Genomic DNA, 19610 nt, shown 5'->3' on the forward strand with positions numbered 1-19610 from the left:
TTTATGCGACGTCAGTGCATCGCTAGCCAAGCGGTGCCTGCAACAAGCGTGATCAGTGTCAGCGGCAGTCCGACCTTGAAGAACGCCCCGAAGGACAGTGGCGTGCCTGCGCGCCGCGCCTGCTCGGCGACGATCAGATTGGCGACGGATCCCAGCAGCGTGAAATTGCCGGCCAGCGTCGAGCTCATGGCCACCACCAGCCAGGCACGCTCCGGATTTTCCAGACCCGGGATGAACGGCCGCAGTGCCAGAACGGCCGGCACATTGCTCATGATGTTGGACAGCACCGCGGTGAAGCCGGAGAGCCGCCAGACGTCGTCCAGACCAAGGCCTTTTGGCCGAGGCGATCATGTCTGATGTCAGCAGCGTCTTTTCGGCACCGGCAACGACGATGAACAGGCCAGCGAACATGAACAGCAGCGGCCCGTCGATCTCGGCCGCTGGCACGAGAATTGCGAAGCTAGCAACGCCGGGTGTTGGGGCCCGGCGCTCGGGGGGCGAGCGGGGCCCTCGCCGCTTCGCAAATGGAGCGGCGGGGCTTTTTTGCATTTCAGCCATCAGCCTTCAGCGGGCTGGTCGTCAACAGGCGGCTCGCCCGGGAGTCCAAGCCGAATCCGCTCAACTTCGGCAAACCCTTCGGCGAGACGTTTCGACATGAAGAGCTGCCGCGTTACCACGCCGTCTTCGGCAATTCGCACCATCCATTTGCCGAGTGCATATTTGACCCGCACATCGTTCGGTTCGCCTTCCACCTCTCCCATCCCCTTTGCCGGCTCAGAACCGTCGATGAGAGATGTGCTGATGAGGAGTTGGCGTCATCGCCTACGCGCGCCCTCAGCAGTGCATCAAGGCGGCAGCGGTCCGCGGGCGAAACAGTGATGGTAATTTCGGCGCGCATACGCCCGACCCGCGCACTAAACGCCCAACAAGAATTCCGCACAAGAGATTTCAAATGTCGGGTTTTCTTTACTAGCGAATCGTTATTGCCGCACCAAAGACGCATTTCCAAGAACAGGTTTTGTATTCTTGGCGACAGTCTCTACCCCTGCTGGTCTTGCACAGACTGTAGACTTGCGCACAATCCGAACCGCAGCTATGCTCGCCGACGTCCGCTAGAACGCTTTCATCGATGCTGGCCTTGGAGGTCACACTACATTGATGAGTATAACCTGGTAGGCCCGATGACGCGGTCACGTCGCCGCATTGTTCGGCGGCAATCGCCGATACATTTGCAAGGGCAACAATACCGAGAGAAGCTAAGCTTACAATTGATATGTAGCGCATGGTTGCTCCTTTCAATTAATGAATTAACTGAAGAAAGTGGGATAAGTACATTATTCCATCTTTCATTGTCTTTAAACAATCAATGTCGCTTGAAGATACTTCTTCACCCATGTATCGACAGGATTAATTATCTCGATTACGGTGCTGCTGTCTTGTGCTATGTTTTGTTCAGCCTGCTGCAAAAATTGCAGCGGTGATGCCGGAGGCTGCCAATGCGTTACCTGAACTCCGCTCACTATATCAATGTGGTGGCCAAGACCGGTTCGATCCGCGCCGCCGCGGAATTGCTCGCCATAACCTCGACGGCGCTCAACCGGCGTATATTGGCGATGGAGGCCGAACTCGGCGTTGCGATTTTCGAGCGACTGCCTCACGGCGTGCGATTGTCCAGCGCCGGCGAACTACTAGTGCAGCACATGCGCAACCAGTTATCCGATATGGAGCACGTGAAATCGCAGATTTCAGACCTTGCTGGCGCCCGGCGCGGCCATGTGGCGATCGCCTGCAGCCAGGCGCTATTGCCCTACCATCTGCCGATGCAGATCTCACTCTACCGCAAGGAACATCCGAATGTGACCTTCGGAGTGCACCTGCGCGACCGGGAGGAGGCCGAGCGTGCCTTGGTCGATCACACGGCCGACATCGCCATCGTCTACGAGCCAACCCGGCTGGCTGCTTTCATGACGCTGATGCGGGTGCACCAGCCGGTGCATGCGGTTATGCGGCCCGATCATCCGCTGGCTTCTCACGAGACGGTGCGCTTGCGCGCTTGCCTCGACTATCCAATCGCGCTTCCCACATCAAGTTACGGCGTGCGCTACCTGCTCGACATCGGGGCGCAATCGTCATCGCTGCAGCTGGAGCCGGTGATTCAATCGGACAGCTTCGAATTCCTGCGCAACCACGCTATCTCGGAGGATATCATCACCTTCCATTTCCCAATTGGCCTGTCCCACCAGACGATGACCGGTGACATGATCTCCCGGCCGCTCGACCCGCGCGACGTGCCAGCTGGCATGCTCTATGTCGGCCAACTCAAGGGCCGCACCCTACCGGTGGCCGCTGCCCGTTTCGCCGACCAGCTTTCCGCCTCGCTGGCGCAGCAGTATGACGTGTCGTGATGGCACCTGCCACTCAGCTTGATGCACCTGGATATAAGGCTGTCGGGGTAGCTGTCTAGCGTTGCCGGTATAGGCGCACCCGTCAGGCGCGCAGCGGCACTGTCCGGGCATTTGTCGGCCCAAGACAAAGCTAACAGCCGGCTAAGCCCACCTGTGCGGGTATCTGTCCTTTCTAGAGCCGAGCGGCGGTCACAACGAAAAGAGCATTATTCAATGCCGGCTTCGGCGGGTGCGTGAGATGGGGCAATCTCCAACGATAAGGGTACTTCGCCTTTCAATGGATGTTTCTTTTCCTTGGAAGGGGCTATTCCCATATGCCACATCCCTAGGAAAACCCAGTTGTCGGTTTAACAGGCAACGATCAACGGTGAGTGGGGGTCTTGTCAGCGAGCCTTTGTGTGGCCGCCGGACACCGCAATTCCTCCGGGCCAAAAGTGGGGAAAACGGCTGCAACTGGGTTTTGTTGCAGAATCGCCAATAGGTTCGTCTTAGCCGGCTCGCCCCCAAGCCGGTCAGGCCCGGCGTCAGTCGAACCTTACCCCCAACAGATTGTCGGGCCGCCTGGGAGCCTCGCGAGTGCGCGTTTCTGTCGGCCGCTGTCTGTGCCCAGCGCTTCGCTTGCCGCGTCCTGGCGGGCGCTGGTTGCCTGGGCTGGGCCACTTTTTATGTCGGGAAGATCACGCGCATCGATGATGAAGCTGGCAAGGTCACGGTGAACCTTCCGGCCGCTGGTGACTGTCGATCTGGACAAAGTCAAATTGGTGACCGGGATCGCGCCTCCGCACCGCCGAGCTACTGCCGGCGACGCTGATTGACTCCCGATGTGGGCACTAGGCGATAGCTGAAGTGATTGCGGATATGATCGTTGAAGAACCGGCCTTTTGCGAAGGCATCTCGGAGCGCAGCAACGGTCTCTGGCGGCACTCCCTCGAACTCATATTGTTTACCGCTGGCCACGAACCAGACTGAGAGAACTCTGCTGGCCGGGTCATACTCTGTCTTGCTTATCGAGGTCGACGGCATGGCGCACCCGAAAAAGCCCGCCGGCCGAAGCCAGCGGGAGGGTCTGAGGTAGCCAGAGTGTGGTCTGGCAGATTGCCAACGGTCTGCAGGGGCTTTTGTTTCAGGATTTGCTAAAACGGCTATTGGCCCGCAGCGCGACCGCAGCAAAAGCGGCAGTTGCGCTTCCTGAAAACCTAGCAGTCACGGATTGACGGAAGTTCGAGTTTTTTGATGCATGGATGCCAAGGAAGTCCTTACCGCAAAGAGCGTTGAAGTCCTCGGTGACATTGCTCAACGAGCCGGAGGTGGTCCCGGGAGCAATCAGCGATATGAGGGCGACGCCCTTGTTCGGAATGGTGATGGAAATGCTGAAATCCCTTCCTGCGGCAGTGCTCATAGCCGGTATCTCTGAAGCTCCAATCACGCGATAGACTTGAGTCGTGACCGACGGGTTGCCGCCGTCGAAAGTGAACGCGATATCTACCGATATGGTGTTTTCCAAAGCATCGCCGGACCCAGCGGAAACCATCCAGATCTCAGAATTGGCGCTATCGGGCACCTCATTGCTGCGCACCAGGCGCCTTGCGGGAACGCCTCCAACCGTGACGGCATTCAGCATTCGCGCTTCGCCGGAAAATTTCCAGCTAATTGCGAGCCAGATATCGCGATTGGCAGCGACAGCGCCCAGGCTCTTCGAAGGCGCTGTAACCGTGGGGCCAGGAACCAGACCGCCGGAATTGAAGGACGAGACAGCCGAGACCGTGATCCGCGGCGAGGCGCGTCGCGGCTTCTCAAAGCTGAAGCTAAAGATCGCCGCCGTGATAGCTAACGCCGCCAGGAGAAGGGCAACGGCTTTCCAAACAACTGACTGCCTTCGATTTCGTCCCGAACGCATGTCGTCACCATCTGGAAACATCATGGAGGCGATACAGTATTTTGTCGAATCCTGGCGGATTTGCCGACCTCGCACATGATGATGAGGACCGAGGACGCCTTCACCGGGCGCATGTTCGACGCCATCAATGGAATGCTGCTCGACATGCTCGCTGCCATTGACCGCAAGGACTATGACGACCGACGCCGCAGGCAGGCTCAGGGCATCGCCAAGGCCAAGGCTGAAGGGCGCATGAAGGGCCGGCCCGAGGACGCAGAACGCAACGAGGCCATCTTGGACATGCTGCGGAAGGGGCAGAGCTGGAACACCGTCGTGACGGCCACCAACTGCTCACGCTCGACGCTCGCGAAGCTGGCGAAGCGCCTACCTTGAACCCATTACCGTTCGGATTGCGGGTCGTACCTGAAGCTGCGAAGATTGGGCGTTCGCTTAGCGATGTACTGGAAGGCATCTTATGCCAGTTGTTCGGGTGGAGCGGCGGCTCGCTGCGATCATGGCCGCCGACATCGTGGCCTATTCACGCCTGATCGAAGCAGATGAGGCCCGTACGCTCGCGTCGATCAAGACCCTTCGCTCCCAAGTGGTAGACCCGCTGATCGCAGACCACAGGGGCCGTGTTGCCAAACTAATGGGCGATGGCGCAATCGTGGAGTTTGGCTCCGTTGTTGAGGCCGTGGCCTGTGCCGTCGCAATGCAGGAAGGGACGGTGGCGCATCAGCGGGAGGTCCCGCCCGAGAGCCGCATCGTGTTCCGCATCGGCATCAACGTCGGTGACGTTGTCGTGGAGGACGGCGACCTGCTCGGGGATGGCGTCAACATCGCGGCACGGCTTGAGGCACTGGCGGAGCCTGGGGGCATTTGCATTGCCGATGCGGTGCAGAAGCAGCTGGCCGGCAAGACTGACTTCGCCTTCGAAGACACCGGCGAGCGCAAGCCGCTCAGCTAATTGAGGCGGCAACCGGGGCACATCTTTGGGCCGAACGCTACGACCGCAGTCTCGACGACATCTTCAGGGTGCAGGACGAAGTTGCGCAGACCATTGTGTCGACGCTGGTCGGGCGAATTGAGGATGCGAGACTTCAGCAATCGCTCCGAAAGCCGACAACCAGCCTTGTCGCCTACGACTGCTTCCTGCGCGGCATGGCCCACTTTAACACTGCCAATCAGCAAGCCCTCGAGATGTTTGAGAAGGCGATTGCCCTCGATCCCAGGTATGCCGTGGCGCATTCGTATCGTGCATTCGTGAAGGTGGCACAGAACGGTCACGCCGCCGCACCGACCGAGGTGCTGGATGCGGCGTTCACCGAGGCAAAGCACGCGCTCGAACTTGACCCCCTGGAGAGCCGCTGCCACCGAATACTGTCGACCATCTGTCTCTACCGTCGTGAGTACGACATGGCCGAGCAATATCTCCGGCGGGCATTCGACCTGAACCCCAATGATGCAGACGGACTGATCATGAAGGGCCGCTTGCTGGCCTTTCGTGGCAGGCCGGAAGAAGCACTGGTTTGCTTGGAAGCTGCTGGTCGCCTGAACCCACTACACTTTCGCTGGTACGATGTTCACTTCGGCGTCGCCCTTTATTCGCTTCGGCGCTTTGCAGAGGCCGCTCAAGCGTTCAAACAAATGCACCTGCCAAGCTCGTGGTCGAGTGCACGGCTGGCGGCCTGCTACGCCCAGCTCGAACGGACCGAAGCGGCACAGGCAGCAGTGGCGGAGGTCCTGCGGTTGCAGCCTGATTTCTCTACGGCTGAATACATGCGCGAGGGCGTCCTCCTTGAACACGCCGAAGACCGGGAGCTTCTCCGGGAAGGGCTCATCAAGGCCGGATTGCCGGCGTGAGTTGGCCGTGCCAGAGCAGTTGGTGGCTACCGTGGTAACGGTCGTTCCCTCGCGCAGCGTAGCCCCCTCCCCACGCTCGATTAGCCCTCTAGCAAAGCGTCTCGCACGCCACCCCGTCGCCGTCGCGGTCAAGCTTGCCGCCCCAAGGACAGTTGGCCAAATACCAGCTAATAGCGGAGGAGTTGCTCAAGGTATTGTCCGAAACGCCCGCCACTACCCTTGCCGGTGTGGCAGCCAAGCTTGATGCCGTGCTTAAGGAAGGTCAGTCGTCGGAGGACGACGCCAAGTTTCCCTGGCCTCAAATCCGCTCGGCCTTCGAGGATATTGCTGGGATTACCCGGCAGAGGGAGCCGAGCTGAAGGAGTCCATGCCGTTTCGCGCCGTTTGCAACTCCCCAAGCATTCGGAAATTTGCTGAGTTCCTGGCGGCGTACCGCGACAGACTCACATTCCGGGGAGCGATAGATGCAACAGCGAGAGGCCTTGTCGGAATCGAAACGGTTTCCTGCCGTTACGGCGTGGGCAAAGCCCATACCTCAAATGAGCCCTCATCCCGCGGATCAGCATGTCGGCAGGCAGATCGCGATCGTTCGCGTCCAGTCGGACGTATCGCAAGCCCAGCTTGCCCGATCCAGAGGCATCAGCTTCCAGCAGCTCCAGAAATAGGAGATTGCTAAGAACCGCGTAAGCGCCTCCATGATCTTCGAGATCGCCGGGCCGCTGGGCGTTCCTGTCAGCCGCTTCTTCGAAGGCCTGCCAGGAAACGACGAGAATAGCGCGAAACTCCGCCTCTGCCGGTCGATGAGCGCATCGATTTCATTGCCAGTGCCGAGGGTCGACGCCATAACTCACAACCGCAGTCACAGCCAAGGCTACAATAGCGTTGAAACGCGGATGGAGCATCGCACCCTCCTCTCGATTTTCCAGCGCGTCCGGGCTTTACCATTCAATTAGACATCGGCCAATTCGTTCGCCTGATACAGTGCTCATGTGCAGAAATCGACAAGCTCGGATCATCGTCAGCGCACTGACAGACCATCCAAACCCAAGGCTTTGCAGTTTATCTGATGCCTGGCGATGGCGACTCTGAGAATGGCGCCGCTATGCCGTTAGCCAGTCGCTCCGTCATTCGCGGCGCGGATCCTGGCTGACAACCTATTGCTGTTTCGTCACAAGTTGACGCACAAAGGCCAACGCTTGGCGTTTGCAACCGCTGCTCACCATCCATCCAAGAACATCCAGCGGATTTTCGAGAACGGCGTTCTCCGGAAACACCTTGATTTCGATCAACGCCGATGTCTTGTTGGTCTCGACGACAAAAGATCTTACCTCGGCAGGAATAGGGTCCGGAAGAGAGTAAGTGGGTTTGCCGGCGCTCCAGACCAAGCCGTTCAACGGCTCTCCATCGCCAAGGCGAACCGAGAACACCGCACTCTCACCCATCCCCTGTCGCGCCAGAACCACCTCGCCATTGCGGATGCAGCCAGGAGCGGATTCTTCGATGGAAATCGCCCAGGGATCGTCAAGTGCACTCGGTTTGGATTGGTCGGCGGTCGTGCGTGCGCTACCGATGGACTCGGTTCTCTGGCGTTCGTTCGTCAGAATGCTCGCTATCAGGGCTAGGTTTGAAGGTCCTGCCTGCCTGTCGGTGACCCGCTGTGAACTGTCGGACACCAAGGCATCCTCAGTGACCACGAAGGCTCCAGGACCTGAAATGGGATTCACGCTGCCGTCCTCGCCGAGCAAGGTGACGACCGTACCGGCTGGCACGTTGATGACGTCGCTTGGCATAAAGAGCTTGCCTGGCGGCAGTTCATCCACCACCGGCTCAGATGACAGGACCACATACTGGCCGCCGGCCACCGCGCGTTGCGCCGTCACAAGAACGGCCGCGGCGAGGATCAGAGAGGCGATTTGCGAGATCGGACGCATGAGGCTCATGTCATGATGGCCCTATTTGTCGGCAAGATGAATGTCTGCTCGGAAGCGTCCGCTTGCAAGACGGCTATGGTGAAAAGCGATCAGAGCGTCTTGCGGGTAGTTTGTGACCAACAGCTCAAATGCCGCTGTCGCGAGCTTATCGTCGGTGGCAAGCAGGGCGTACGCCTTTGCATATTCCTCGCAAAGTATCGTATTTTCTGACGTACGGCTCATTGCCTCGAAAGCCTCGATGCCTTGGTTTTTGCCCTTAAGGTGCAGAACTCCCGCAGGGCGCAGCAAGAAGCGCGTTGCTTGTTTCGCGACTTCCGAACTTATGCAATTTTTCGTGCCGATGTACTTGTTTGCGCCCTCCAATCGGGCCGCAGTGTTTACCGTGTCTCCAATAGCTGTGTAGTTGAAGAACCGATTTCCCCCGAAGTTGCCGACGATTGCCGGCCCGCCATGAATACCTATGCGGGTGGTGCCGAATGAATGGCCTCGTCTCGCCGATCTTTCTCGCAGCCGCTGCGCCAGGTCCTGCACAGCCAGTGCCAGGGACACCGCCCGCTCCGCCTGGTCATTTTGCGCAGCCGGAGCCCCGAAGAAGCCGACCACCGCATCGCCGATGACCTTGTCGATGGTTGCACCATGCTCGATGAACAACTCGCAGATCCCGTCCAGATATTCGTTCAATACGTCTGCGAGCACCTCTGGCGCGAGTTTCTCGCTGAGTGACGTAAATCCCTCGACATCCGTGAATACACAGGTGATCTCACGCCTCTCGCCACCAAGATGGAGAGCGTCGGGCTCCTTGACGATCGCTGCAACAACGGCCGGACTGACATATTTCGAGAACGCGTTTTGAATGAAGTGGCGAGCCTCCGCATCCCGTCTCCAAGCCAGGAAGCCAACGAATGCCGACAGACCGAGCACAAGCAATGCAGGGGCGACCATCGGAACGAGTATTGCGAACCTCGCGAAGGCCCACGCCTCACCGATCCACACCAGCAGCACCGCACCGGCGACCGCGACAGGTTTGAAGACCACCGGGTTCGGCCGCGAAACGATCCACAAACAGAACAGCCCGACAAGAAGCATTGGCGCGTAACCCACTGCAGGCCAAGGGATCGTTATTCTGTCCCCGGACAAGAGTCTGGCTAACGAGTGGGCGTGGATGGCGACGCCAGGGAGAACACCGATTTCCGCACCTCTCAACAACGCGAAGGGTGTCGGATGATGGTCTATTTGCTGTAGGTCCATGCCGATAAGAACATATTTCCCCTCGAACCAGCTGAGCGGTGCCAGCGGAACGGCCTGTGCCGGATAGGTTGGAAAATTGAAGGGCAAGCTGTTCGCCGTGCGATAGTAGACCATTTCCTCCGGCCAGTGGCCGCGACTAATGCCGGTTGATGCTGCGATCGCAGCAGCAAAGCTTTGCGTCCAGCCCCCGTCCGCTTCTCGACCGGGAAAGGCTCCACGGACCACGCCGTCGAGATTGTCATGCGACAATGCGGCAAGGCCCCGCTTTGCCGACGGAGCGAACGCGTTGAGATAGTCGGATTGCCTTTGGGTAAGGCCGTCAGTGCGCGACGCCGAGGCGATCACCACAGGCACACTGGCGGTTTCGATAACAGTTTCGAGGCGGGCATCCTTTTGCGACTCTGTTGCCTGGTCGAACAATAGGTCGATACCGATGACAAGAGGGTGGGCCGACTCGATCCGGGCCACGATGTCGGCCAAGAAGCCACGGTCCAGTGGTGAGCGGTATGGAAAATTCGCCAGGGTCTGTTCTGATATTGAGACCACAACGATGTTGGGTGGAGCTTGGGTGAACGGCGATATCGAGACCATCATCACGTCGCGCAGGATATTCTCCAACGGCGGTGACACGAGAGCAGTCGAGAGGCCCAGCAGAACCAGATAGGCGAGCGATGCGGCGATGCCACCTCGCTGCCGGCTGACGATCCGGCCAAGTGTCCGCACGCCGAAATAGACCCCTAAGCCAGTGGAAGCGCTACTCGCTGCCAGCATACCCGTTCAGGCGCATCAAGCAAATTATCGCCCGTTTGCATGGGAATGCACGGCCCCAGTACCGAAACGGTGTCCGCCAACAACCATCTCGGAGCCGCAGGCCACTCGTCCGCAGCCCGGGGGCATAGCTCTTTTCGGTTGCATTAGCCTCTGCTACAGTTCCCTTGGGGAGCCGTTTCTGCCATGCGCAGCGCTTTCATTCTCTTGGTTTTATTGTTTGCCGCTGTTTCGGGACGGGCAGTCGCCGAGAAACGCGTGGCGTTGGTTGTTGGCAATTCGGCCTACCAGCATGCCGTTCAACTCGCCAATCCGAAGAACGATTCGTCCGACATGAATGCCAAGCTTGAAAGCCTTGGCTTCGAGGTTGTCAGCGGCCAGGACCTCGACCTCGCGGGAATGCGTCGCACGGTGCGCGAGTTCTTGGAAAAGCTCGACGGTGCCGATATGGCGCTGTTCTTCTATGCCGGGCACGGCCTGCAGGTGAATGGCAACAACTACATGGTGCCGGTCGATGCCCAGTTATCCGGTTACAATGATCTCGACTTCGAGGCCCTTCCGATGGACCTCGTACTTTCAGCGATGGAGCGCAGCGCCAAGGTCAACCTCATCTTCCTAGATGCGTGCCGGGACAATCCGTTTGCCGAGAAGCTTTCCCGCTCGATGGGGACGCGCTCCGGTTCCGTGAGTCGGGGTCTGGCCAAGCTTGGCAGCGGAGTCGGCTCGCTGATAGCATTCGCAACGCAACCGGGTAATGTCGCCATTGACGGAGCAGGGCGGAATTCTCCATTCACGACTGCACTGCTCGCTCACCTCGGCACGCCGGGGCAGGATATCACGCGCGACCTCATCGATGTGCGCCGCGATGTGCTGGCTGCGACGGATGGCAAGCAAGTGCCGTGGGAGAACTCTTCGCTCACGGGCGAGGTTGTGTTGAAGCCTCTCGCAACGGAACCGAAGGCGGTATCTGTCCCCACTCCACAGTCGACCTCGCCGGACAATGCAGTCGAACTTGCATATTGGGCGACTATCAAGGACTCGACCGACAAGAGCTTCTTCGAGGCGTATTTGCAGCAATTTCCGGGTGGCGCTTTTGCAGCCCTTGCGAGGTTGAAGATCGACGCGATCGACAAGCGCATCGAAACGGAACGGCAGGTGGCGCACCTGCCGGAGACGGAGCGCGCCACTAAGCCAACCGACGATGCCAAGGGGACGGAAGTCGCAAGCCTTCAACACCCCGACCCGCTGGCGCAGTCATCGGCACCTACCACAGACTCCAGCGAACTTGCGCGCGCCACTCAAACGGAACTCTCCCGCATAGGATGCCTTGAAGGCCGGGCTGACGGAAAATGGGGGGCCGCCAGCCGCAAAGCGCTTCAGGAATATGCGGGGCGGCAAGGTGTCAAGCTTGCATCGCTGGAACCGACAGCGGGACTTCTGGAAAGACTAAGGGCGGTCGGAACTCGTATCTGCCCGCTTACTTGTGAAGACGGAATGAAGGTGCAGGGCAACCATTGTGTGCCTCAGACGAGTGGGCTAAGCGCCTTTAATGGCACATGGAAATTGGTCAGACGAGCCACAACGAACTGCGGCGATTGGCGAGAACTCTCAACATTCGTCGTCATAAATGACGGCAGAATATCGTCTAGCTCCGGATTTACCGGAAGTATTTCTAGCAGTGGCGCCGTCAATATGAAACAGCCCTTTGTTTATAAAGGAAGAACAGGCGGGAACACCCTGAATGGTGTCATAAAGGGTAACAACGGAACCGGCAAATTTAGAGGGACCGGAGCTGGCAGCGGGTGTTCAGGAAAAATTATCATGGAGAGAATGTAGAAATAGAGAAGGTCGGTTCTGGGTTCGTGTCCCTCTACCACCTTCAAAGTCCAAACAATTCTCCAGTCGCCGCATGGCTTCCCGGAAGCCCAGCGTTTGCAGAGTGTGTGGCCAAAAGCTGGGGAGTGCCACAGCGCCCTGAGCGTGCAAATTGCTCTCTGAATGCCGATCATTCTCCGAAGCTGGGGAGTAGCCCCAAAAATCCCCAGGTTTTGACCACAGCAATATCAATGCCTTAGCGTCAGCCTTGCTGCGGACGGTTTTGCGGTTCGCTCGCCTGTCAAGAAAGACCACAACTAAGGCATCGCTCTCTAGGTCCGGCTTGCGCCCACCGCCGATTACGGCCATTAGTCGGACGTCGCGTCTTGGCCGCAACCGGACTTTCCGTTTTCGGGTGACTGGGCTAGAATGCGGACTGGGTCCAGGGTGTCGCGAACCGGCTTTGCCCGGTCAGCTAAAGCCTGCCCGGCAACACGTCTTTGGTCCTTCGTTGATCCGTCGTGGGGTTCGTGGCCAAGCGGAGGATCCAGACGATGTCCAGTGCCGACTATTTGCTGTCGGACAGCGCTTCAGAGCTTGAGCGCCTGCGCCTCCAGGCGCGCGTGTGGGAGCCGGAGACAGAGGCGTGGCTCGACAGCCTTGGCCCGATGGAGGGCTGGCACTGCCTGGATCTCGGTTGCGGGGCCATGGGCATCCTTGGGTCTCTGGCGCGGCGCGCTGGTGCGTCAGGGCGCATCGTAGGTGTCGACATCGATGCCATGCAGCTTCGCGCCGCCCGCGCCTTTATCGCCGAAAACAATCTGCCGAAGGTTGAGATCCTGGAAGCTGACGCCTACGCCTCCCCGCTTCCCGCCAACTCGTTTGACCTCGCGCACGTCCGTTTCCTCTTTGCGCCGGTCGGCCGGGATGCGCAGCTGATGGACGAGCTTTGGCGGTTGACGAAGCCTGGCGGCATCATTGCGATCCAGGAGCCGGACAGCGCGGCGTGGCGCTGCTACCCGCCGTCTGACGCGTGGGACCGGCTGAAGGCGGCAATTCTCGAAGCGTTCCGCCGCGGCGGAGGTGATTTCGACGCAGGCCGACGTACTCACAAGATGCTGCGCGAGCGGGGAGCTGAGGACTTGCGCGTGCGCGCGGCCGTTGTCGCCCTAGCGCCCGGTCACCCGTACCTGCGGCTGCCTATCCAGTTCGCGACGTCGCTAAGGAACCGAATTCTGGAAGCCGGCCTGATGACCAAATCCGAGCTGGATAAGGCGATCGTTGAATGCGAGCAAGTTGCAGGTGATCCACAAACCACGGGCCTGACATTCGTCGTCACTCAAGTGCGGGGTCGCAAGCCGGTCTGAAATCGCGCTCAAACGACACTTAGCTGCGCTCGCTTGCCGACAACAAAGTGCCTCCAACCAGGCGCTGAGCGTGGTTCGAGGGGCAGATCGATCTCGACCCTGACCGGATGGTGTTCAGTGCGGCGCCTATGGTCCAGCGACGACTACGGGTGGCCCGGTAATCTCCATATCGAATTGGGCCGCGATCGCTTTGACTTCTGCGAGATCGCGCGGAATCTCCAACCCCTGTGCGGCAACCGTCGGGAAAAAGCTTTCGAGACCACCCGGGGACAGAATGGCGATCCATCGTGCACGCTCAACGACGACGAACGTGTGCTCAACGCCAGCGGGAATGTAGAATACTTCTCCGGCGGTACGTTCGGAAGCTTCGAAGCTTCCCCGGCACACCAGAAGCGTAGCCACCCTTGGAGAATGACGAAGACTTCGTCGGACTTGGGATGGCGGTGGCGCGGCGGTCCATCGCCCGGACCAGCACCGGATGCAAATGCCCCAAACTTTCCGCCGGTCTCACGCGGCGTCAGAAGCACTTCGTAGTGCGTACCATTCCAATCGGCTTGAGTACCAGGTGCTACTCGCGTTTGCATCTTTCGCCACATGTGGTTGGTGTGAACTTGAGCTTGAGGGCCGTACGTCGAAGCTGCTGACCCTTCAGCCCCCTCGCTGACCACATCGCGAGAGTCGTCTGCCTCAAGAGGTCCCTTGTTTTCACAATGATCAGTGCTGGCCCAGGGCCCTGGGCCAGGGGCCGAGCTTCCTCAAGGTTGGCGGCCGTGTCGTCTACCGCCTCGAAGACATTGAGGCTTTCGAAGCACGCGGCCTTCATTCCATCGAGAAGGACCTCCGCTAATGGCTCGCGCCCACGAACGCGGCCGACTCGAGAGCTATGCCTGTGTGTTCGCGGTATTCGTCGCGCTCCGCGCCCTATCCGTAGTGTGGCGGGGAAAGTAGCCGCGAGCACCAGCGCTGCGGCGATGTTGCCCGCAATCCCACTTCAAGAAGGAGGCGCCATAGCGCGCTGCCACCCGCTTCGGATCTTGCATGACGCGCGCGTCCCCCTTGCTGCACGCCTCCTTCAAAGTCCTACTCCTGCGACCTTTGGCGATCGTATCGGTTGAATTTGGACAGCCGCCCCTTTCCAGGGCAAAGGCAGTGTGTCGGCTCTACCGAGAGGCCTTCAGCCATGTGTGCCGCTCGCGCGCCAATTGGGATGGCACCGCACCGGCTTGCGTCTCTCAGGGCCGGTTCGCTCGGCTCCGAGTCATGGGCGCTCCGCTCCGCTCACCGGACGTCGAGACACAACACAAGGGGCCACGTCTGGCACGTTGTCTCGACGCACACGACGACCTGTGTCCGAATGACCGCGAGAAATCCAATATCCAAGCTCATGGATCGTTGCGCCCGGCACAACTGTCATGCAATGCGATGGCACGCGCCACAATGCGCATCCCCGCCGACTGCTGCCGTCGATTTCGTTAGCTTTGAAGGGTTCATGCGATCCCCGCGTATCTCAGTCCCGGCAACTACCAGACATGGTTAGGGCCGCATGCGGACTGGCAGCTTCGAGGTTCGGATTTTGAGAAGCGGACACTCCCGGTAGCCGCAGGCGTCGACGTGATCTGACCCAACGCGGACCTTCGCGGTAACGGAGATGACCGTCCTCCTTTAGGAGCCAAGCGGTCGTTGGACGCTTCCCCAAAGCCACGGCAGCAAATCTCTGGTAAGAATGAAGTCCAGTCTGTCGATCGGATCAAAAGGGAGGAACCGATGTCGAATAGCGTCTACAAGATTATCGAACTGGTTGGCACGAGCACCAAATCCTGGGACGACGCTGCGCGCGCCGCTGTGGAACGCGCCTCGAGTAGCTTGCGTGACCTGCGCATCGCCGAGGTAGTGAAACTCGACCTCCAAATCAAGGACGGGAAGGTCGAGGCCTACCGCGCCAAGGTCAGCGTATCCTTCAAATACGAGGACAAAGCGTAGCGAGACCGCGCCCGCGCGACCTGGCCCGGCTTGTCCGCGGGCGCTCGAAACCGACAGGAGATAGGCACGCGCCGCAACCCCAGGGCCACCCTCGCTCGAGCAGGCATCTGATCGCCGAGCGCCCCACCGCGGCAGGAGGAAGCCTGTCATGATGAAACGTGTCACGGTAATATTTCTCTCAGCAGCCGTGCTTTCTTACGGTGCCGTTCTACATGCCGGGGAGATTGAGTTTCTGAAATCCATGAACGGTAGTTGGAGAGGGAATGGTACGGTCAAAATCCGCGTCAATTCTCTGCCACTGAACATCTCTTGTAAATTTACCTCGGGCGCTACCGACACTTCGCTTACGCTGGCAGGCAAATGTACTGGTTTCATGGGCCTTTCCCGAGCCATTGGTGCAGACATAAGGACGAATGGGTCAACTTACACCGGCTCCTACGTTGGAGCGGGCACGGGCATCGCTGGTGTGAACGGCAAGCGCTCAGGCAATGCCATCAAGCTCGCCATCCGTTGGGCCAAGGCTGTCAATGGTGATCGCAGCGCTAGAATGACAATCGAGAAAATCGGAAGCGATGGCATGCGTCTGACCACAGTCGATACCGATCCGAGAACCGGCAAGAGCGTTGTCACCAGCCAGATAAATCTGCGCAGAGGCCCCTAGCCGTTTACGCTGACGATATTTGCCCTATCCCGATTCAAGTGGCTACCAGGCCCTGGGCATCCGCCCCCCTTTTGATCCGTGCCAGACGAGAGGAATGGCAGCATTCCACATCCAAAACAGAAGTTCGTTCGACGGCGGTCGAATTCACACCCGTGACCCCAAGTGGGCTTTCGGCGTGACAGTGTCCAATGTCCCGAAAGCGTAATGGAGTGGTCATTGCCCAGCTATGCCCGCTGGCGGGCCTCGATCTCACCCCAGTCGCTCTGAGTAGACCCGAAAGTTCCCTCCTTTCCTATGTCTTCCTGCTATCGTGGAGACGAGGAGATGCCCATGAGCGAGAATCGCAAGCTAGCCGCAATCCTGGCCGCCGACGTGGTCGGGTACAGCCGGCTCGCTAGCGCGGATGAAGATCGTATTCTGGCGAGGTTGCGCGCACTGCGCAGCGACCTGATCGACCCGACGATTGCCGTGCACAACGGACGCGTGATCAAGCGCACAGGGGACGGAGCGCTGGTCGAACTCCGCAGTGTGGTCGACGCTGTGCGCTGCGCTATCGAGGTACAGAACGGCATGATTGAGCGCAATGCCGGCGTGCCGGAGGACCGCCGGATCGAATTCCGGATCGGGATCCATCTGGGCGACGTCGTCGAGGAAAGCGATGGCGATCTGATCGGCGATGGCGTCAATATCGCCTCGCGTCTGGAGGGCGTCGCGGCGCCGGGCGCCACCTGCCTCTCGGAGGACGCCTATCGCCAGGTTAAGGCGAGGCTCGACCTTTCGGTCAGCGATCTTGGCAACACCCAGCTCAAGAATATCGCCGAGCCGATTCGGATATATTAGCTGCGGGTCGGCTCTGCCGAAAAAAGGCAGCGGCGACCTCGGAATTTTCGGCAACCCAGCCGCCGCAGTCGAAGCTCTCGATCGCCGTCTTGCCTTTCGCCAATATGAGCGGCGATATGGAGCAGGACTATTTCGCTGACGGAATCTCGGAAGATCTCATCACTGCCTTGTCGAAGCTGTCGCAGCTCTTTGTCATCGCCCGCAATTCGTCGTTCACCTTCAAGGGCAAGAACGTCCATGTGCGGGAGGTGGGCACAATACTCGGGGTGCGGTATGTACTTGAGGGCAGCGTCCGCAAATCCGGCAACAGAGTACGCATCACCGCGCAGCTCATTGATGCGACCACGGGCGGACATTTGTGGGCGGAGCGTTTCGATCGCGACCTGACCGACATCTTCGCCGTACAGGACGACGTGACGCAGCACATTGTCGGCGCGCTCGCGCTCAACCTGACGGAGCGTGATCAGCAGCGGATCGCGACCGAGCATACCGACAATTTGGAAGCGTATGACTGCTTTCTGCGCGGCCGAGAGCAGCTGTGGCGGTTCACGAGAGAGCAAAACACGCAAAGTCGGGAACTGTTGCAACGGGCCATTGAGCTGGACCCGAAATTCGCTTCCGCCTACGCGATTCTCGCTATCGCACACGGGCTGGACTACATAAACCGATGGAGCAGGTCCCCGTCGACATCAATCGAACAAGCGGAAAAGATTGCGACACGTGCAGTGGCGCTCGATGATCGAAATCCTTACGCGCATTGGGCGCTGTGCATCATCAATCTGCATTTGCGACGGCATGATATGGCTATCCGCGAGGCTGAGCGTTCGATCTCGCTTGCCCCAAATCTTGCGGAGGGCCACGAAAGCCTTGGCAATACGCTGCACTATTCGGGTAGGTCCGAGGAGGCACTTGCGTGTTTTGACCGGGCAACGGCCCTGAACCCGTACTATCCGGACATCTTCCTGCACTTCCAGGCACAAGCGATGTTCCAGTTGGGCAAGTACGAAGAGGCCGTCGTTTCTCTCAAGCGGCGACTTGTTCGTAACCCTGACACCGACGTTTCACGTGTGCTCCTGGCGGCGAGCTATGGTCAGTTGGGCCGCTTCGCGGAAGCGCGCGAGCAGTGGCAGGAAGTCTTCCGTGTCAATCCCTTGATATGCATGTGCAATGCACGTGCATTGCACGCGCAACGGATGACTAGAGTGCGTCAACACTCCAGCCAGCCTGACCACAACCAAGCTGATTGGAGCTCGGATCATGGGTGATTCCGACAATAGCATGACTCTGCCTTTCGTCACCCGCAGGCGACTGCTTGCGGGAGGGATGATCACGTCCACCGCATTGGTGCTTGAGAAAAGTACGTTTGCCGGCAACAAAACTGCAACGAGTATGCCCCCCGACCCAGCGCTGGCGCTTTGGTGGGAATGGGAGACAGCCCACAAGGTAACCGAGCGGCTTTGCCGCAGGCAGCAGCGTCTGGAGACGAGCCTTGTCGAGAGCGTCGGTTTTCCTTGTGTAACCGTCCACCTGCCAGAGGGTGAGGACGTGACGGTCCACTCGATCGGGGCGCTTAACGACGTGTTCGGCAAAGGCCCCGATATGGCGGCTCCACGCCAGACGGCCGAAGCCGAATTCGCGGCGCATCAGTCACGCTGGGATGCGGCTGCCGAGGAGACCGGTTATACCGCCGCGCTCAGAGCGGAGCGCGAGGCTGGCGACCGGGCGGAGGATCTGCTGGAAGCGTTCTCAACGACCCCCGCCGCGACTCTCGCCGGTGTCGCGGGCAAGCTCGATGCTGTGTTGCGCGAGGGCGAGGCCTGGGAGGAATGCTCCGAGTTCCCCTGGCCGCAAATCCGCTCGGCGCTTAGCGATCTCGTGCGCATCGCCCGGCAGACGATGCCGGAACAGTTCTTTCACGGCGAGCGGCGTCGCAAGCTCCGCAGGCGGCAGGCTGGCTGCTGTTCTCGCGCCTGAAAGACGAAGATGGAGACGAGCCATGAAGAACCGTCCAACCCGACTTCTGGCTTCAGCCGAGAACCCCTTAACCTGCAGCGAAGCGTCTATCTCCCGTCACCCTTCAACCCCAGGGAGTTAGCAGCACTGGACGCTCCTGCGTCTCACCATGCGGCGGTGGCCGATCCCGATCTGCTGGACGCCTTCAGCCGCGACGCCGCCTTGGAAAAATGGACCGTGCCTGAAGCTGCCGAGGCGGCAAAAGCCCTGTGGGGAGAGGCAGCCGCGACGGCAATGGCCTGGTGCGCCGTGTCGGCGCACTGCGACGGGAGGACACAGGAGTTCCGATTCTGGTTTCGGGCATTCGCCTGCCTTCAAGCGGGTTCGCCCGATTCCGAATCGAAAGCAACCTCCGGGAAGGCTCGTCTAGGCTCTTCCCGAAGGGAGATTATGTCCAACGACGGAGCTGCTTGCTTGTCGAGAGGAAGTCGGATCGTGTCACCTGGTGATACCGAGCGCGGTATTTAGCTTGGCTTCGGAATTCCCAGGTCGCAGCGCGCAAGTATTTGCACGCCACCGCACGACCGAGCGAGTTTTGACCTTTTTGTTGTGATCGTTTCGCGCCTCAATGCCTGCTTGATCTCCACAGAAGAGCAGGCATCGCCATGATGGATGAGACCAAACCGGCCAATGACAACCAGGGTGCTGGTATTGCCGACATTGCGGCACGCGACAAGGTAGACAAGGTTGTGTTGTCGATCGCCCGCCTCATCGGCCGCCAGATCGCGCGGGAGCATGTCGAGGCGCAGCAGGGAGCCAATGACAATCGGATGTCCCCCAGCCGAGCAGAAGCACCACGCGACGGGAGCGGGAGCGGTGCAGAGAACGAAGCAGGGTAGGGGA

At 59.5% G+C, this 19610-nt stretch carries 19 protein-coding genes and 2 pseudogenes; 14 read left to right on the forward strand and 7 right to left on the reverse strand.

Features of this window, described 5'->3' with window-relative positions; genetic code table 11:
* Positions 1–11: 11 nt before the first annotated feature.
* Positions 12–435, reverse strand: a pseudogene (locus tag AC1RUK_RS04755) (SLC13 family permease); the annotation flags it as partial.
* A 122-nt stretch (positions 436–557) separates the two neighbouring features.
* Positions 558–752 (reverse strand): hypothetical protein, encoded by a 195-nt coding sequence (locus tag AC1RUK_RS04760; protein ID WP_481836580.1) that lies wholly within the window; start codon positions 750–752, stop codon positions 558–560.
* A 744-nt stretch (positions 753–1496) separates the two neighbouring features.
* Between AC1RUK_RS04760 and AC1RUK_RS04765 the strand changes: the two genes are divergently transcribed.
* Positions 1497–2405, forward strand: a complete 909-nt coding sequence (locus tag AC1RUK_RS04765; RefSeq protein WP_481836579.1) for a LysR family transcriptional regulator — start codon at positions 1497–1499, stop codon at positions 2403–2405.
* 792 nt (positions 2406–3197) lie between these two features.
* Here AC1RUK_RS04765 and AC1RUK_RS04770 read toward each other — a convergent pair.
* The gene (locus AC1RUK_RS04770) at positions 3198–3428 is read right to left on the reverse strand and encodes a KTSC domain-containing protein (RefSeq protein WP_481836578.1); all 231 of its coding nucleotides are present in this window, start codon (positions 3426–3428) and stop codon (positions 3198–3200) included.
* A 100-nt stretch (positions 3429–3528) separates the two neighbouring features.
* Positions 3529–4326: a hypothetical protein gene (locus AC1RUK_RS04775; RefSeq protein ID WP_481836577.1), complete on the reverse strand. Its 798-nt coding sequence runs from the start codon at positions 4324–4326 to the stop codon at positions 3529–3531.
* A 51-nt stretch (positions 4327–4377) separates the two neighbouring features.
* On the opposite strand from AC1RUK_RS04775, the gene AC1RUK_RS04780 reads away from it, so the two are divergent.
* The 3 genes from AC1RUK_RS04780 (at position 4378) to AC1RUK_RS04790 (ending at position 6144) form a co-directional block, all read left to right on the forward strand.
* Entirely contained in the window at positions 4378–4674 is a 297-nt protein-coding gene (locus AC1RUK_RS04780) for a helix-turn-helix domain-containing protein (protein WP_481836576.1), read from the forward strand.
* A gap of 121 nt (positions 4675–4795) precedes the next feature.
* Positions 4796–5248, forward strand: coding sequence for an adenylate/guanylate cyclase domain-containing protein (locus AC1RUK_RS04785; protein ID WP_481836575.1), 453 nt, complete (start codon positions 4796–4798; stop codon positions 5246–5248).
* Between the two features lie 68 nt (positions 5249–5316).
* On the forward strand, positions 5317–6144 hold the full coding sequence (locus AC1RUK_RS04790) for a tetratricopeptide repeat protein (RefSeq protein ID WP_481836574.1): 828 nt from the start codon (positions 5317–5319) through the stop codon (positions 6142–6144).
* 88 nt (positions 6145–6232) lie between these two features.
* Here AC1RUK_RS04790 and AC1RUK_RS04795 read toward each other — a convergent pair whose 3' ends face one another.
* Entirely contained in the window at positions 6233–6334 is a 102-nt protein-coding gene (locus AC1RUK_RS04795; protein ID WP_481840188.1) for an excalibur calcium-binding domain-containing protein, read from the reverse strand.
* Here AC1RUK_RS04795 and AC1RUK_RS04800 point away from each other — a divergent pair.
* Positions 6297–6503 (forward strand): hypothetical protein, encoded by a 207-nt coding sequence (locus AC1RUK_RS04800; RefSeq protein WP_481839622.1) that lies wholly within the window; start codon positions 6297–6299, stop codon positions 6501–6503. The two genes, AC1RUK_RS04795 and AC1RUK_RS04800, sit on opposite strands and share 38 nt — an antisense overlap.
* A gap of 336 nt (positions 6504–6839) precedes the next feature.
* On the forward strand, positions 6840–7097 hold the full coding sequence (locus AC1RUK_RS04805) for a hypothetical protein (protein WP_481836573.1): 258 nt from the start codon (positions 6840–6842) through the stop codon (positions 7095–7097).
* Positions 7098–7298: 201 nt separating this feature from the next.
* Here the strand turns inward: AC1RUK_RS04805 and AC1RUK_RS04810 are convergent, their stop codons facing one another.
* Both AC1RUK_RS04810 and AC1RUK_RS04815 read right to left on the reverse strand, forming a co-directional pair.
* Positions 7299–8084, reverse strand: coding sequence for a hypothetical protein (locus tag AC1RUK_RS04810; RefSeq protein ID WP_481836572.1), 786 nt, complete (start codon positions 8082–8084; stop codon positions 7299–7301).
* 12 nt (positions 8085–8096) lie between these two features.
* Positions 8097–10094: a CHASE2 domain-containing protein gene (locus AC1RUK_RS04815; protein ID WP_481836571.1), complete on the reverse strand. Its 1998-nt coding sequence runs from the start codon at positions 10092–10094 to the stop codon at positions 8097–8099.
* 183 nt (positions 10095–10277) lie between these two features.
* On the opposite strand from AC1RUK_RS04815, the gene AC1RUK_RS04820 reads away from it, so the two are divergent.
* From AC1RUK_RS04820 to AC1RUK_RS04850, 8 genes and pseudogenes are all read left to right on the forward strand, one after another.
* Positions 10278–11927, forward strand: coding sequence for a caspase family protein (locus AC1RUK_RS04820; RefSeq protein WP_481836570.1), 1650 nt, complete (start codon positions 10278–10280; stop codon positions 11925–11927).
* A 533-nt stretch (positions 11928–12460) separates the two neighbouring features.
* Positions 12461–13273: a methyltransferase domain-containing protein gene (locus tag AC1RUK_RS04825; protein WP_481836569.1), complete on the forward strand. Its 813-nt coding sequence runs from the start codon at positions 12461–12463 to the stop codon at positions 13271–13273.
* A gap of 1764 nt (positions 13274–15037) precedes the next feature.
* Positions 15038–15253: a dodecin family protein gene (locus tag AC1RUK_RS04830; protein WP_258122659.1), complete on the forward strand. Its 216-nt coding sequence runs from the start codon at positions 15038–15040 to the stop codon at positions 15251–15253.
* A gap of 151 nt (positions 15254–15404) precedes the next feature.
* Positions 15405–15914, forward strand: a complete 510-nt coding sequence (locus tag AC1RUK_RS04835; RefSeq protein ID WP_481839576.1) for a hypothetical protein — start codon at positions 15405–15407, stop codon at positions 15912–15914.
* Positions 15915–16244: 330 nt separating this feature from the next.
* Positions 16245–17905 (forward strand): annotated as a pseudogene (locus AC1RUK_RS04840) (adenylate/guanylate cyclase domain-containing protein); the annotation flags it as partial.
* Between the two features lie 106 nt (positions 17906–18011).
* On the forward strand, positions 18012–18728 hold the full coding sequence (locus AC1RUK_RS04845; RefSeq protein ID WP_481836568.1) for a hypothetical protein: 717 nt from the start codon (positions 18012–18014) through the stop codon (positions 18726–18728).
* 9 nt (positions 18729–18737) lie between these two features.
* Positions 18738–19235 (forward strand): Y4oE-related protein, encoded by a 498-nt coding sequence (locus AC1RUK_RS34465; RefSeq protein WP_488656672.1) that lies wholly within the window; start codon positions 18738–18740, stop codon positions 19233–19235.
* A gap of 137 nt (positions 19236–19372) precedes the next feature.
* Complete coding sequence (locus AC1RUK_RS04850) at positions 19373–19606, forward strand: hypothetical protein (protein ID WP_481840189.1); 234 nt, start codon at positions 19373–19375, stop codon at positions 19604–19606.
* Positions 19607–19610 lie beyond the last annotated feature (4 nt).

It is taken from the genome of Mesorhizobium monacense, assembly GCF_056781675.1.